General features: G+C 74.1%; 13 protein-coding genes. 8 read left to right on the top strand and 5 right to left on the bottom strand.

What is annotated here, in order from left to right; all coding sequences use genetic code 11:
* The first annotated feature begins 54 nt into the window (after positions 1-54).
* Positions 55-852, top strand: a complete 798-nt coding sequence (locus ACYVHU_RS09825) for a M48 family metallopeptidase (RefSeq protein ID WP_078761558.1) — start codon at positions 55-57, stop codon at positions 850-852.
* 25 nt (positions 853-877) lie between these two features.
* On the opposite strand, the gene ACYVHU_RS09820 is transcribed toward ACYVHU_RS09825, so the two are convergent.
* Positions 878-1,816 carry a threonine ammonia-lyase gene (locus tag ACYVHU_RS09820; RefSeq protein ID WP_498948161.1) on the bottom strand — a complete coding sequence of 313 codons (939 nt, stop codon included), beginning with the start codon at positions 1,814-1,816 and terminating at the stop codon, positions 878-880.
* Positions 1,817-1,962: 146 nt separating this feature from the next.
* On the bottom strand, positions 1,963-2,568 hold the full coding sequence (locus tag ACYVHU_RS09815; RefSeq protein WP_078761556.1) for a TetR/AcrR family transcriptional regulator: 606 nt from the start codon (positions 2,566-2,568) through the stop codon (positions 1,963-1,965).
* Positions 2,569-2,744: 176 nt separating this feature from the next.
* Between ACYVHU_RS09815 and abc-f the strand changes: the two genes are divergently transcribed.
* Entirely contained in the window at positions 2,745-4,403 is a 1,659-nt protein-coding gene (gene abc-f / locus ACYVHU_RS09810) for an ABC-F family ATP-binding cassette domain-containing protein (RefSeq protein ID WP_498948160.1), read from the top strand.
* 70 nt (positions 4,404-4,473) lie between these two features.
* On the opposite strand, the gene ACYVHU_RS09805 is transcribed toward abc-f, so the two are convergent.
* Positions 4,474-6,636, bottom strand: coding sequence for an elongation factor G-like protein EF-G2 (locus tag ACYVHU_RS09805; protein WP_078761554.1), 2,163 nt, complete (start codon positions 6,634-6,636; stop codon positions 4,474-4,476).
* Positions 6,637-6,857: 221 nt separating this feature from the next.
* Here ACYVHU_RS09805 and ACYVHU_RS09800 point away from each other — a divergent pair, with 221 nt between their 5' ends.
* The 5 genes from ACYVHU_RS09800 to ACYVHU_RS09780 all read left to right on the top strand — a co-directional run bounded on the left by ACYVHU_RS09800 (position 6,858) and on the right by ACYVHU_RS09780 (position 11,613).
* Entirely contained in the window at positions 6,858-7,640 is a 783-nt protein-coding gene (locus tag ACYVHU_RS09800) for a CPBP family intramembrane glutamic endopeptidase (RefSeq protein WP_432936794.1), read from the top strand.
* Between the two features lie 533 nt (positions 7,641-8,173).
* The gene (locus ACYVHU_RS09795; RefSeq protein WP_432936791.1) at positions 8,174-8,500 is read left to right on the top strand and encodes a DMT family transporter; all 327 of its coding nucleotides are present in this window, start codon (positions 8,174-8,176) and stop codon (positions 8,498-8,500) included.
* 21 nt (positions 8,501-8,521) lie between these two features.
* Positions 8,522-9,091, top strand: coding sequence for a TetR/AcrR family transcriptional regulator (locus tag ACYVHU_RS09790; RefSeq protein ID WP_498948159.1), 570 nt, complete (start codon positions 8,522-8,524; stop codon positions 9,089-9,091).
* Between the two features lie 409 nt (positions 9,092-9,500).
* Positions 9,501-10,307: an alpha/beta hydrolase family protein gene (locus ACYVHU_RS09785; protein WP_235000916.1), complete on the top strand. Its 807-nt coding sequence runs from the start codon at positions 9,501-9,503 to the stop codon at positions 10,305-10,307.
* Positions 10,308-10,395: 88 nt separating this feature from the next.
* Entirely contained in the window at positions 10,396-11,613 is a 1,218-nt protein-coding gene (locus ACYVHU_RS09780) for an MFS transporter (RefSeq protein WP_498948158.1), read from the top strand.
* Between the two features lie 247 nt (positions 11,614-11,860).
* Here the strand turns inward: ACYVHU_RS09780 and ACYVHU_RS09775 are convergent, their stop codons facing one another.
* Complete coding sequence (locus ACYVHU_RS09775) at positions 11,861-12,841, bottom strand: MBL fold metallo-hydrolase (RefSeq protein ID WP_498948157.1); 981 nt, start codon at positions 12,839-12,841, stop codon at positions 11,861-11,863.
* Positions 12,842-13,212: 371 nt separating this feature from the next.
* Here ACYVHU_RS09775 and ACYVHU_RS09770 point away from each other — a divergent pair, with 371 nt between their 5' ends.
* Positions 13,213-13,860 carry a DUF6518 family protein gene (locus ACYVHU_RS09770; RefSeq protein ID WP_498948156.1) on the top strand — a complete coding sequence of 216 codons (648 nt, stop codon included), beginning with the start codon at positions 13,213-13,215 and terminating at the stop codon, positions 13,858-13,860.
* 252 nt (positions 13,861-14,112) lie between these two features.
* Here the strand turns inward: ACYVHU_RS09770 and ACYVHU_RS09765 are convergent, their stop codons facing one another.
* Positions 14,113-15,087 (bottom strand): coiled-coil domain-containing protein, encoded by a 975-nt coding sequence (locus tag ACYVHU_RS09765; protein ID WP_432936775.1) that lies wholly within the window; start codon positions 15,085-15,087, stop codon positions 14,113-14,115.
* Positions 15,088-15,158 lie beyond the last annotated feature (71 nt).

Raw genomic sequence — 15,158 nt, 5'->3', positions numbered from 1 at the left:
CCCGGTCGGGCCGAAGGGATTTCGCGGAGGGGCCCGCGCCACGACAATGAGCCCATGCCCGTCCTGCGCTGGGGTGACCGCGACCGGCGGCGCGCCCTGCGCCATCCCCGGGAGAACGCGCTGCTGGCGCTGTGCGTGGTCGTGACCGTGTTGACGATCGTGGGCACGCTCAACCGCGTCTTCGATGGGGACACCGGGCGCCCCCTCCTGCTTCTGGGCATCCCGGCCCTGGTCTACTTCACCCGCGGGCAGCTCTACGCCCGCCAGCGGGTCAACGGGGTGCGCATCGGCCCCGGGCAGTTTCCCGAGGTCCACCGGATGGTGGTGGACGCGGCCCGTTCCTTCGGCCTGCCCGATGTCCCCGACGCCTACGTGGTACCGGGCAACGGGCGGATCAACGCCTTCGCCTCGGGACACGGGTTCCGTCGTTACGTGGCGATCCACAGCGATCTGTTCGAGATCGGCGGACGCATGACCGACCGCGACGCGCTGCGCTTCGTCATCGGCCACGAGGTGGGCCACATCGCGGCGGGCCACGGTTCGTTCTGGCGTCAGCTGGGCGTGTCCATCGCCGAGTTCGTCCCCGGGGTGGGGGCCGGTCTGAGCCGGGCCCAGGAGTACACGGCGGACAACTACGCCTACGTGTTCTGCCCCGAAGGGGTGGAGGGGCTGCGGGTCCTGGCCGCGGGCAAGTACCTCTACCGGCGGGTCGACTTCGACGACATCGTCGCCCGCGCCCACACCGACCAGGGGTTCTTCGTGCTGCTCGTCAACTTCCTGTCCAGCCATCCCATCAACACCTGGCGGTTCGCGGCGTTGCGGGACCGGGAGCGGCCGGGCCGGCTGCTGTGACCGTGGAGCGTTCGCGTGGCGGGGGTCAGGGGGCGCGCACCGCCTCCACCGGGGAGCGCCCGCCGGTCAGGACCGTCGCCGTCCGCGCCCCGGGTGGATCGTGGGCCAGCACGGCGGCGATGCCGACCGCGGCCGCCGGCTCGACGAGGAGGCCGAGGGTGTCGCGGAGCAGGCGCAGCGCGTCGTCGATGGCCTTCTCCTCGACGAGGAGCATGTCGTCGACGACGTCGCGCATCCACTCCACCGCCTCGGGCGTGGGCGAGCGCACGGCCAGGGAGGTGGCGAAGGTGCGCGCGTGCGCGGTGGCCATCGGCGATCCGGCGCGCCAACTGTGGGCCATGGCGGGGGCGCCGGCCGCGCACACGCCGATCACGCGGGTGCGGGGGGAGCGCGCCTTCAGCCAACGGCCGACGCCGGCGGCCAACGCGCCGCTGCCGACCGGGAGGAGGACGGTGTCGGGGCGTAACGGCGCGAGTTCCACGCCGATGGTCCCGGCGCCTTCGGCGATCCGGGCCTCCCGCCCCTCCTCGATCAGAACGAGGTCGCCGCGTCCGCGGGTGTAGACGCTCGCGGCGTGCCGGGCGTCGTCGATGTCGCGCCCCTCGACGACGACGCGGACGCCCAGCCCGCGCAGCCGTGAGATCTCGGCCGGGGCGGTGCCGACCGGCGCGAAGACGCAGGCGCCCAGGCCGCGGCGGCGGGCCACCTGGGCCAACGCCCGGCCGAAGTTGCCGGTGGAGGCGCACACCACCGTCCTGGTCTCCTTGGTGTGGCCGAGCAGGAAGTCCGCGCCGCGTCCCTTGAACGAGCGGACCGGGGTGAGCGTTTCGATCTTGACGAATACCTCGCGTCCCAGGCTTCGGGAAAGCGATTCGTCGGCGAGGTGGGGGGTGTCGCGGAAAACGGGGTCGATGAGGCGGCTGGCCGCTTCGATTCGGTCCAGGCTGAGGGCAGCGTTCGGCATGTGTGCATGGTAGAGCGCGGCGAATTCATCCCGTGGTGGACTCTCTGCCTGTTGTCCGGGCATGCGGCTTTCCGCCGACTTTCCCGTTGATACCGGTCTTCCCCGCGCCTCGATACGGTCGGGGCGCAACCGGGTGGACCGGACCGTCAGCCGCGGTGCGCGGTGGCCCGGACCGCGGCGAGGGCGGTGGCGGCGGCGCGGTCGGCGTCGTCGAGTCCGACCGGCTCACGGCTGACGAACAGCCGGTAGTACAACGGCGCGACCGCCGTGCGGACCAGGTCCACCGCGTCGACGTCAGCGGGCAGTTCGCCGCGCTCCACCGCCCGGGCGACGGCGACGGCGCAGCGCCGGTGACGGACGGCGAAGAACCCGCGCAGGGCCGCCGCGGCGCGTTCGGACTGGAAGGCCGCGGCGATCACGGCGGAGGGGACCGGGGCCTGCGGGCCGGTGAAGCCCCGCACCACCTCGCGGGCGATCTCGCGCAGGTCGCCGTCGATCGTCCCGGTGTCGGCCGGCAGCCAGGTGTCGTCGTTCGCGGCGTCGAGGGCGTCGCAGAGCAGGCCGTCAACGCCGCCCCAGCGCCGGTACAGGGTCGTCTTGTGGACGCCGCACCGACGGGCGACGCCCTCGACGGTCAGCCCGCCATAGCCGTATTCGCCCAGTTCGGCCAGTGTCGCGGCCACCACGACCGCCCGGGTGCGGGCGGTCCGTCCGCCGGGCCGTCGGGTGCCGGGCGTGTTCTCGTCCTCCATGGAACGCGGTTCTCCGGTTGCGTCGGGAGCGGAAATGGTCCAGGATCAGCTTAACGCAACTAAAGTTGCCTTAGGTTCGTACGTGAGGAGACACCAGTCATGGACCTGCGAGGACGCGCCCCTTCCCCCACCCCTCGCGCGCCACACGGCCGCGCCCGAAGCGATCGGAGTCCTCTTTGCCTACTCAGCTCTCCCTGCGTGACGTCACCGTCTCCTACGACGGGAGACTGATCCTCGACCGGATCTCCCTGACCGTCACCCCCGGCGAGCGTGTCGGGGTCGTCGGCGACAACGGCGCCGGCAAGTCCACCCTCCTGCGCCTGATGGCCGGCGAACAGCAGCCCGACAGCGGAAGCGTCACCGTGGACGCCGACAACGGTGTCGGCCACCTCGGCCAGGTCGTGGCCCTGCCCGGGGAACACACCGTGGGCGAGGCGATCGACACCGCCCTGGCCGACCTGCGAGCCATGGAACGGCGCATGCGCGAGTTGGAGACGGTCCTCGACCAGGCCCGTCCCGCCGATCTCGCCGCCTACGGCGACCTGCTCTCCGCCTTCGAGGCGCGCGGCGGATACGAGGCCGACGCCCGCGTCGCCGCGGCCCTCGACATCCTCGGCCTGGCCGGAATCGGCCATGACCGCCCCCTCTCCACCCTCTCCGGGGGACAGCGCGTCCGGCTCGCCCTGGCCGGCCTGCTCGCCGCCCCGCCCGAGATCCTCCTGCTCGACGAGCCCACCGACCACCTCGACGCCGACGCCACCGCCTGGCTGGAGGAACGGGTGCGCGCCCACCGGGGCACCGTCGTCGCCGTCTCCCACGACCGTCTCTTCCTGGAACGCACCGCCACCGCGATCCTGGAGGTCGACGCCCAGCGCCGTACCGTCGTGCGCCACGGCGACGGCTACGCCGGCTTCCTCCAGGGCAAGGCCGCGGCCCGCCGGCGGTGGGAACAGGACTACGAGCGGTGGTGCGGCGACGTGGAACGCCTCACCGCGCAGGTCGCCCTCACCGCCCGGCAGGTCGCCCCCGGCCGTGCCATCAGGGACAACAACAAGATGGCCTACGACCGGGCCGCGGGCCGGGTCCAGGGGTCGATGTCCGTCCGCATCCGCAACGCCCGGGAACGGCTGCGCCGCCTCCACGCCGACCCCGTGCCGCGCCCGCCCGACCCCCTGCGCTTCACGGCCCGCCCCGGCGGCGGCGAGACGCGGGGCGTGCTCGTCGGAATGGCGGACGTGGCGGTCGGCGACCGGCTCGCCGTCGCCCACCTGGAGATCGAGGCGGGACAGCGCCTCCTGGTGCGCGGCCCTAATGGGGCCGGCAAGACCACCCTGCTGCGGGTGATCGCCGGACAGGTGCGGCCCGACCGGGGCGTGGTACGCCGCCGCGGCCGGATCGGTCTGCTCCCCCAGCACACCGTGGTCACCGACCCCGGACGGACCCTGCTGGACGCCTTCGCCGCCGGAAGGCCCGGCACCCTTGAGGAGCACGCCGAACGGCTGCTGTCGTTCGGCCTGTTCCGCCCCGACCGGCTGGAGGCGCGGCTGGGGACGCTGTCGACCGGGCAGCTGCGCCGGCTCTCCCTCGCCCGCGTCCTGGCCGCCGACACCGACCTGCTGCTGCTCGACGAACCCACCGACCACCTCTCCCTCGACCTGGTCGAGGAGCTGGAGGAGGCGCTGAGGCACTACCCGGGGGCGATCGTCGTCGTCTCGCACGACCGGGCGTTGTGCCGCGCGTTCGCCGGTGCCGAGCTGTGGGTCGAGGAGGGCCGGGTCGTGGCGCCACCGCGGAGCCGATCGCGGGAGGAGGTGCCCGCCGGGAGACGGGGGTGAGCGCCGCGCCGCCGCGCCGGCACGTGTGGGGGCCGCCCCGATCGGGACGGCCCCCAGCGGCGGACGGGTCTCAGCGCGCCCCGGCCTTCGGCGTGACGTACCTGTCCGCCAGGTGCCGGGGCAGCGCCTCGTGGCGCAGGTAGCGCCGGCTGAACGTGCCCGTCCCGTGGGAGACCGAGCGCAGGTCGATCGCGTAGCGCGCGATCTCCGCCTGCGGGACCTCGGCCCGGATCAGGGTGCGCCCGCCGGGCAGGGACTCGGTGCCCACCACCCTGCCCCGCCGGGAGCTCAGATCGCTCATCACCGCGCCCATGTAGGCGTCGGCGACGACGACCGACAGCTCGTCCACCGGTTCCAACAGGGTGACCTGCCCCTTCTCGGCGGCGTCCCGCAACGCCAGCCTCCCCGCCTTCTGGAAGGCCATGTCGGAGGAGTCCACCGAGTGGGCCTTGCCGTCGTAGAGGGTCACCCGGATGTCCACCACCGGGTACCCGGGCCCCACCCCTTGCTCCATCTGGGCGCGCACGCCCTTCTCGACCGAGGGCACGTACTGGCGCGGCACGACGCCGCCGACGATCTCGTCGACGAACTCCAGCCCCGACCCCGACGGCAGCGGCTCGACCTTGATGTGGCAGACCCCGTACTCGCCGTGGCCGCCGCTCTGCTTGACGTTGCGTCCCATGCCCTGCGCCGGGATCGTGAACGTCTGGCGCAGCGGGATGCGCACCTCCTCGGTCTCGACCTCCACCCCGTAGCGGTGCGCGAGCCGGTCCAGGGCCACGTCGAGGTGGGCCTCGCCCATGCACCACACCACCAGCTGGTGCGTCTCGGGGTTGACCTCGACCCGCAGCGTGACGTCCTCGGACGACAGCCGCGCCACCGCCTGGGCGAGCCGGTCCTCCTCGGAGGCGTGTGCCGCGTGCACGGCCACCGGCAGCAGCGGGTCGGGGAACGTCCACGGCGGCATCAGCAGGGGACGCTCCCTGTCCGACAGGGTGTCCCCCGTCTCGGCGTGCGCCAGCTTGGCCACGGCGCAGACGTCACCGGCCAGGACCTCGCCCACCGGCCGGGACCGGTTGCCCAACGGCTCGGCGAGCGCGCCCACCCGTTCGTCGGCGTCGTGGTCCTCGTGGCCGCGATCGGCCAGGCCGCGTCCGCACACGTGGACCGACGAGTCGGGGCGCAACCGCCCGGAGAAGACACGGACCAGGCTGACCCGGCCGACGTAGGGATCGCTCACCGTCTTGACGACCTCGGCCAGCAGCGGCCCGTCGGGGTCGCACGTCAGGTCGGAGACCGGGCGCCCCTCCGGCGTGGTCACCGGCGGGATCGGCCGTTCGGGCGGGGAGGGGCAGGCCCGGGGCAGCTCCTCCAACAGCTCGGCCACGCCCACGCCGGTGGTGGCCGAGACCGCGAGCACCGGGTGCAGCCCGCCGCGCGCGACCGCGGCCTCCAGGTCGGTGATCAGCAGCGTCGCGTCGAGTTGCCCGCCCTCCATGTAGCGGTCCATGAGCGTCTCGTCCTCGCTCTCCTGGATCACGCCTTCGATGAGGGCGTCGCGCAGCGGCCCGGCCTGCGCGGCGATCTCCTCGGGCAGCCCGTCACGGACCGTCCGCTCGGCTCCCGTGTGGTCGGTGTAGCGCCCCGACAACAGGGCCGCCAGCCCGCGCACGGTGCGCTCGTCTCCCTCGCCGGAGACCACCGGCAGGTAGGCGGGGACGACCCCCTCGCCGAACGCGGCCCGGCACTGTTCGACGACGCCGTCGAAGTCGGCCCGGTGGTGGTCGATCTTGTTGATCGCGACGGCGCGCGGCATCCCGATCCGCGCGCACTCGTCCCACAGCAGCCGGGTGCGCCCGTCAACGCCGTCGATCGCGGAGACCACGAACAGCGCGGCGTCCGCGGCGCGCAGTCCGGCGCGCAGGTCACCGACGAAGTCGGCGTAACCGGGTGTATCGATCAGGTTGACCTTGACGCCGCCGACCCGGACGGGGGCGATGGCGAGGTTCACCGACCGCTTCTGCCGGACCTCCACGTCGTCGTGGTCGCTGACGGTCGTGCCGTCCTCGACCCGGCCGGCGCGTTCGATCGTCCCGGAGGCCGACAGCAACGCCTCGACCAGCGTGGTCTTTCCGGAGCCGGAAGGGCCGACCAGCGCGACGTTGCGGATGTTCGCGGGCTGATCGGCCGTGGGCGCCCTGCCGGCGGTGACCGTACCGGATTTGTCCGCCATGGTGCATCACTCCCATGGGAAGAGACAGATGTCCCGCGTCCTGTGTGACAGGGGACACCTTCTACGGTCACCCCCCATCGGCACATCCCGCAAGGGGGAAAACACGACACGCCGGGGCGAAAGCCCAGGTCATCCGGCTACGTAGGAGATTCGGAGAAGGAGGGGATCCGGGTGCGCCGCCGGGACCCGAACGGCCCTCGCGATCTCTTAGGCTGTGGCCCGTGCCATGGAGCGAGAGCGTTCCCCAGTTCAGTACGGCCGCGACGATCATCGGCATCGTGTTGGTGGCCTACGCGGCGGTCGGTGAGCCGCTGCTGGGCCGACGCGGGTTCGCCCGGCTGGAGCGAAGACGCCCCTCGGACCCGCGCGCGCTGACCCGGCTGTACCGGACGACGATCGGCGTCGAATGGACCTGGACCGCGCTCATCGTCGTCGCGGTCCTGCTGTCCCCGGGAGTGCAGGCCCAGCACCTGGGCCTGCGCGCGCCCAGCCAGTGGGGGCCGCTGCTGGCCGCGGTCATCGGCTTCTGCCTGGCGGCGTTGGTGCTGTGGCTGCTGACGCGCGACCGTGGCGCCTCGGGCGGGTCCCGGCGCTCCGGGCGCGCGGGTGGAGCGCCGTCGTCGTCGCGCGCGACCCCGGGCGGGCACGTCATCACCACGCTCGCGCCGCGCTCGCGGACCGAGCGGCGGCTGGGGATCGGCCTGGCCATCACAACGGGGATCTGCGAGGAGCTGCTGTACCGCGGTCTGTTCGTCGCCTTGGGGGTGTCCCTGGGGTTGCCGTTGTGGGCCGCGGCCGTGGCGTCGTGCGTCCTGTTCGCGCTCGCCCACGTCTACCAGGGCTGGTGGGGGCTGGTGGGCCCCGGGCTGCTCGGCGCCCTGTTCATGGTGCTCTACCTGGGGACGGGAAGCCTGCTCATCCCCGTCGTCCTGCACATCCTGCTGGACACGAGGGCGCTGCTGCTGACCGGAACCGGCCGCCGCCACCGCGCGCCGGAGCTGTAGCCGGCCCGGGGCGGACCTGCCGGGACGGGGCGCCGTCTTCCCGCGTTCTCGGGTGGTTAGAGGCGCGATGTTCCGGTTCGCCGGCGAGGTGATCGATCCCGCCGCCGACACGGGGCACCCGCAGGGTCCGCGTCCTGTCCGGTGAACCGTCTCCCGCTGGGACCAGTGCCGTCCGGCTGGGTGGCGGCCGGTGGCGGCCTGTTGCCGTGCCCCGAATGGGCGGTCGCCCTCGTCGCCGACGGGTGTTGGGTCCGGCCGTCTCCGTCTCCGTGGCCGGCTGACCGTTCGGGGACGCGAGGGGGTCGAGCGCTCCGGCGAGGAGGCGCGTGGTGGCCCGGGACCCCGCCGCGCGGCCGATCCCGCGGGTCCGCGCCCCGGGCCGTGGAGGGCCACGAGGAGGCACCCCAGCGCGTTCCCGCCCTCGCGCCGCCGTGCGGTGACGCGAGAGGGAGTGCCGGAGGTGACCGGTCTGACGTTGCCCCTGAAATTGTACGACCGTACAATTGTGTACAGCCGTACAAAAGGAGTTCGTCATGGCCTGGATCCTGCTGATCATCGCGGGGCTGCTGGAGACCGTCTTCGCCATCGCCCTGAAGATGAGCGAGGGATTCACCCGACTGTGGCCCACGGTCACCTTCGTCGCCGCCGCCGCGGCGTCCTTCACCCTGCTCAGCCTGTCCCTGCGCTCCCTGCCCGTCGGCACCGCCTACGCGGTGTGGACCGGTCTGGGGGCGTCGGGCACCGCGGTCTTCGGCATGATGTTCCTGGGCGATCCCGTCCAGGTGCTGCGCATCGTCGCGATCGTGCTCATCCTGGCGGGGGTCGTCGCCCTGCAACTGGCGGGCGGCGGCGCCCACTGACGACCCGAGGGAGGAGGCGGCGTGACCGAACGCGGCGAACGGCGCAAGGCCGAACTGGTGGAGACCGCGGTGGACATCATCCTCGGCGAGGGCTTCGCCGCGCTGAGCCACCGGGCGGTCGCCGCGCGCGCCGGCGTGCCGCTCGGCTCCACCACCTACTACTTCGACTCGCTGGAGGACCTCACCGTCCAGGCGCTGGTCCGCCTCGGCGGCAGGTTCCGCGCCCACGCGGAGGAGGTCCTGGCCGGATTCGAGCCGGGAGGGGAGCGCGAACTCGCCGCGGCCCTGGTCCGCATGGTCGCCGGACCGGTCGGCGAATCCGGCGCGCTCGCCTTCTACGAGCGCTACGTCCAGGCCGGACGCCACCCCGCCTACGCCGGTGTCGTACGCGACTGGAACACCGACCTGGTCCGCGTGATCGTCTCGCTCTTCGCCCGGGCCGGACGGGACGTCGACTCCGACGACGCGAGGCTGGCCCTCGCGCTCACCGACGGCCTGCTCGTCAACGCCGGCGGCGAGGGCGTGGCCGACCCGGAGGGGGCCGCCACCACCGCCCTCGCCGCGGCGCTCCCCCGCCTGTTCCCCGCCTGATCCGGACGGCGGGCGCGGCGCCCGTCCGGGGAGACGCCGGTGGGGAGGCGGGATCAGGCGTCCTCCGGTGGAGGGATCGGCCGCGGCCCATCGGGGTGTTCGGCCTCCCGGTTCACTGGCCGCGACCGGCCCGCCGCCTCGGTGAGTCGCGCGGACACCGGGCGGGCGTCGTGAAACCGGCCCCGCCGGGCCGACGTGGAGACGCCACGTCCGGGCCGGCTCCAAGAAGTCCGGACGCGACCGCCCGCCCAAGGCCGCGCGACCGGGCACGCCGATGAACCCCGGTGCCGCTCCCGGCCACCGGCCACCGGCCCGCGCGACCGCGGACCCGGACCGGTGGGGCCCGCACCACGCCCGATCACCGGCCCACCCCCCTGACCCCGGAAACGGGATGCGGCAGGATGGGACGGTGTCCGACCTCCTGCCCGGCACCACGCCGTCCCACCCCGAGCCCGCCACCCTGCTGACCTCTGATGGCGTCTCCATCGACGCGGCCCTGCTGCGCGGCACCGCCACGCGCCCGGTCGCCATCGCCGTCGCCAACGGCTTCACCGGCACCTGGCGCAACCCCGGCAGCCGCATGATCGCCCGCAGCCTCCTCGCCGTCGGAGACGTCATGGTCTTCGACTTCCGGGGCCACCACTCCTCCGGCGGTGAGTGCACGGTCGGCGACCGCGAGATCCACGACCTGGAGGCGGTCGTCGGCCACCTGCGCGGCCTCGGCTACACCCGTGTGGCCACCGTCGGCTTCTCCATGGGCGCGGCCGTCGCCGTGCGCCACGCCGGCACGTTCGGCGGCGTGGACGCCGTGGTCGCCATCAGCGGTCCCAGCCGCTGGTTCTACCGGGGCACCCCCCGTATGCGGCTGCTGCACTTCGGGGTCGAGAAGCCGGCCGGCCGGTGGTTCCTGCGCACCGCCCGCCGGGTCCGCGTCACCGACCGGGAGTGGGACCCGGTTCCGCCCGACCCCACGGAGCTGGCCGCCGCGATCGCCCCGGCGCCCCTGCTCGTCGTGCACGGCGACGCCGACGCCTACTTCCCGGTGGAACACGCCCTGCGCATCCACGAGGCGGCGCGCGAACCGAAGGAACTGTGGATCGAGCCGGGCATGGGCCACGCCGAGCGGGCCATGACCCCCGAACGGGCCGAACGCGTCGCCCGGTGGCTGGCCGCGCGTCTGGACGGCGCTTCGGGGCCGGCGCCGGAGGGGAAGTGAGCCCCCGAGGGCGCGGGACGGACCGGGACGCGAAAGGCGGCACGTCCGCTCGCCCCGGCACGCCCCGGTGACCCCGCCCCGGCGCGGCGTGCGCACGCCGGCCTTCCGGCTCCTCATCGCCGCCACCATCGCCACCTTCAGCGGTTACGTCCTGCTGCTGCCCGTCGTCCCCCTGTGGGCGGTGCGCGGCGGCGCCGGCGAGGTCGCGGCGGGCGCGACCACGTCGGTGTTCATGCTGACGACCGTCCTCACGCAGCTCGCGATGCCCTGGATCCTCGACCGGGGCGGTTACCGCTGGACCATGGCCGTGGGCTCGCTCCTGCTCGGCCTGCCCGCGCCGCTGTACCCGCTGACCACCGACCTGGCCACGCTCCTGGCCCTGTCGGGAGCGCGCGGGATCGGCTTCGGCATGGCCACCGTCGCGGGCACGGCGCTGGCCGCGCGGCTCGTCCCACCCCAGCAGATCGGGCGCGCCACCGGCTACTACGGGCTCGCCGTCGGCCTGTCCAACCTCGTCTTCCTGTCGAGTGGGGTGTGGATCGCGCTCAACGTCGGGTTCGCGGCCGTGTTCTGGCTCGCCTGCGTCGGCCCGCTCCTGGGCGCCGTGGCCGCGGTGGGCGTGTGGCTCACCGGCGGCGACGGCGCCCCGGCCGGGACGCGGGGGCGGGGCGGCGGCGCGCGCGCCGAAGGGCCGGCGGGCGCCCGGACCTGGCTCCTCCTCGCCGCGCCGCTGGCCGTCATGCTGGCGGTGGCGATCGCCTCCAACAGCCTCGTCACGTTCCTGGCCATCCCCCTGGAGCGCGTCCCGGCGGTCGCCACGGTCGCGCTGCTCGCCTACGGGGTGTTCTCGGCCGTCGGCCGCGGGGTCGCGGGCGTGCTCGGCGACCGTGCCGGCCGCGCGGCCCTGCTGACACCGGCGGTGGCCGCCTGCGCGCTGGGGTGCGCCGCCATCGCCTGGGCGCTGTGGGCCGCCGTTCCCGGCTGGAGCGGGCCGGGAGCGGCGGGAACGGTCCTGGTCGTGGCGGGGGCGGCCCTGTTCGGCGCCGGGTTCGGCGCGGCGCAGAACGACACCGTCACCGTCATGCTGCGCCGCTCGGGGCCGCGCGGCTACGGCACGGCCAGCGCCGCGTGGAACATCGGTTACGACGCGGGGACCGGTGTGGGAGCGCTCGCCCTGGGCGTCGTCGCCCAGGGGCTCGGCCACGGTCCGGCGTTCGCGCTGTCCGCGCTGGTGGCGGCCGTGTGCCTGCCCACCACGTTGCGCCTGGGCCGGCGCGGTCGGGACGAGACCGTCGGCGCCCGCTAGCCCGCCTTCACCGCGGCCCACTCGCGTGGACGCGGGGCGCGGAAGGGGACGCTCCCCGTCCGTGGTCCTCCGGCACCGTTTCCGGGGCGTTGCGTGAAACGCGGCCGGGACACGTGGCCGTGGAGGTCACCTCCGTGCCCGAGGCCCGGCACACCGGCCGCCGGAGGTGTCCCTCCGGCGACGGTCACGAGCGTCGGGTCGGGCAGCGGACGCGATCGGAGCGGGCGGCGCCACACCGCGTCGGCGGTCAGCCGCCGGTGGCCTCGGCGTCGGCGATCCTCCCGCGCAGCATGAGGTCCATGACCGCCATGTACCGGTCGGCGCGGTGCCGGCCCAGCACGAAGGGGTTCGCCCCGTCGGGCCGCTCCCTCAGCTGCTCGGCGCGTTGCAGCCCGTAGTCGTTGGGGTGGTTGGACAGTTCGACGTCCACCCCCGCCTCCCGCATCCGGCCGCGGAAGGAGGCGATGGAGGCCAGGTAGTCGCGCAGCTCCGGCAGCGTGCCGGGCGGGTTGGTGCCGCCCCACAACATGGCCGTGTGCCGATCGGAGCCGGCCCGCACGGGGAAGATCGGCGAGACCGTGCCGGGGGTGTGACCCGGGGTGTGGTGGAAGCGGACCGTCGTGCCGCCGAGCGTGAGCCGCTGCCCGTCCGCGATCTCCAGATCCCGGACGGGGGCGTTGTCCGGCCGGGAGCCGGCGACGAGATCCCAGTCGGCCGGCGACATCAGGACGCGGGCCCCGTAGCGGTCCGCGAGGTACTGGGCGCCCCCGAAGTGGTCGTAGTGCCCGTGGGTGATGACGACGTACCTGATCGCCGCGGGATCGGCGCCCAGCTCGCGCAGCCCCGGGACGATGACGTCCTCGGCGTCCTCGGGGGAGCGGAGCGCGTCGAACAGCACGATCCCGTCGTCGGTGAGGAGCGCCATGGCGTGCACGAAGCCCACGCTCACCAGGGCGAGATCGTCGAACAGCAGCAGCGGCGCCGGCGCGGGCACGTCGGGGAAGGTGACGTCGGGGGCCAGCGCCGAGGCGAGGGCCCGCAGGACCGGATCGTCCCCGGCCAGCGCGCGGGCGCGCTCGTAGTAGTCCTGTCCGTCGGCCGCCGCGCTCGCGGCGGGGGCGGGACCGACCAGGCCGGCGCCGGCCGCGAGCCCGAAGGCGGCGAGCCGGCCGAAGCCGCGCCGGGAGACCAGACCGGCCTCGCCATCGCGGCGGGGTGAGGGACGCACGTGGTTCTCCTGCTGACTCGTGTGGCACGGGGCGGAGGGCACGCTACGCGGATCGCGTGGCCGGGACGAGCCGCTCCGCGGTGATTCGGCGAGGTCCGAAACCCCGGGCCTCGGCGTGGGCGCGGCGTCCCGCCGCGCCGCTGGCCTGCGGCTTGCGGGCGGCCGGCGCCGCCACCTCCGCCGTCCCGGGACCGGGGAGGCGCGGTCCGTGACCGGAAACGGTCACCAGGGGGCCGCCCACCGGACGGGCGGCCCCGCGGCGCCGTCGCGGCCCTTCCGGTCGCCGGCGCCGCGGATCGCCTCCCCGGACCGGATCGGGCAGGATCGTCCTTGAGACTCCGCGCGGCCACCGGCCCCTCGTGAGGAGAGGCATGACCACCAGCACGACGGCGCCACCGGCCGCCTCCCCCCTCGCCTCCATCGCCGCCCTCGCCCTGACCGTCGTCGGGGGCGTGGCGATCGGCGTCTTGACCTCGTTCGGGCAGGGATGGCTGCCATCGGCCCTGAACTCCCTGGCCAACTCGGCCGGCTCCTGGAGCGTGGCGGCGCTCCTGCTGGCGCTGCTCGCGCCACGGCGGTGGGCCGCGGTCGTCGCGGGCGTCCTGGCGTTGGCGGCCATGATGGCCGGTTACGACCTGGCCTCGGTCCTGCGCGGCTTTTCCGTCTCGGCCGGTGTGACGCTCTTCTGGGTGACGGCGGCCGTCGTCGTCGGCCCCTTCCTGGGGTTGACGGCCCACGCCCTGCGGTTCCGGACGGCCTTCGCCCCCTACGGCGTCGGCCTGCTGAGCGGGGTGCTCGTCGGTGAGGGCGCCTACGGGCTGCTGTACATCCTGGCGACCACCTCGGGGGTCTACTGGGCGGGATCGATCGCCGCGGGATCGGCCCTGCTGGCGTGGGGGTGCGTGTGGCGCTTCCGCGACGCGCGGTCGATCCTGGCGGCGGTGGCCGTCGCGGCGGTGACGGCCGTCGCGTTCGTGGTCGTCTACTCGGGCGACCTGCTGATCTGGTGGTCGTCCTGAGCGAGGCGGCGACGCGCCGGTGCCCGGTGTACCGGCAGGTCGGGCCGGTCTCGTGAGAGCGGCGCGCGACTCCACGGAACGGTCTGTGCGGGGACGGCGCCGAGGACCGTCAAGCGCCGGGACGGCGGGTGCGAGGCCGCGGGGGAGGGCGACCACTCTCCGGTGCCGGCCCGCCTGACCCCGGTCTCCGGGGCGGGCCGGACACGACGGACGGGGACGCCGCCGGCGTCCCCGTCCCCGATCGCGTGCCCGTCAGTACGACGAGACGTGCACGTGGTCGTAGTGGTTCTGGGTGATGCTGCCGCGGTCCTCCATCGGCTTCCAGCCGGCGCCGGGGTTGCGGGAGTCCCAGATGCGCTGCTCCCAGATGACGTACATGACGCCCAGGCGGTCGGCGTTGTTCTTCGCGTACTCGGCGATCTGCGTGCCGAGCTGCTGGTTGGCCGCCGAGGGCATGCCGCCGTTGGCGCTCATCATGAAGTCGCAGGCGCGGCCGGAGCCGTGCTCGCCCGGGTCGCCGGGCCGCAGACAGCCGACCGGGAAGGGGGCGCCGAACTCGCGGACGATCTCGTCGCGGATCGCCGCCATGCGCGGCGTCGCGCCGTCCCAGCCGGGGCCGATCGCGCTCGCCGGGACGGTGCCGTCGCCGGAGCCGCCGGACGAACCCGTCTCGGCGGGTTCGGGGGTCTGCTCGGCCTCGTACTTCTCGATCTTGTCCAGGACCTCGTCGCGCTGCTCCTCCAGGTCCTCGATCAGCTCCTCGGCCTCCTTGAGCTTGCCGTCGGCCTTCTCCTTGGCCTTCTCGGCCTCGGCTCGCAGGTCGGCGAGGGAGAGGACGCGCTCACCGTTGCTGTCGGCGAGGTGGTCGACGAGAGCCGCGTCGCCGAGCATCTCGTCGGGGGAGCTGCTGAACACGACCTCCATGGTGGGGTTGAGGCCGCTGCTCTTGTACTGGCTCGCGGCGATCTGGGAGACGCCTTGGCGGGCCTCCTCCATCCGCTTGTTGATCTCGTCCAGGTCGTCCTGGGCCTTCTGGGCACCCTCCTTGGCGGAGGTGTACTGGACGAGTTCGCTGTCGTACTCCTCCTCCAGCTTCTCGGCGCGCTCGTTCAGCTCCTCGATGTCGACCTCGTCCCCGGGGTCGGCGTAGGCGGGCGCGGGCACGGCGAGGGCGAACGCGGCGGCCAGGCCGGCGAACACCATCGCGCGGCGGCGGCGCGTGGGCATAGAGGGGCGTGATGCAAGGGGTTTCGTCACTGGAGTGCTCCGTGGGCAGACCTGTGGCCTCGCCCTGAGAT

The organism is Marinactinospora endophytica (assembly GCF_054780875.1).
This window is presented reverse-complemented; position numbering and strand designations above follow the sequence as displayed.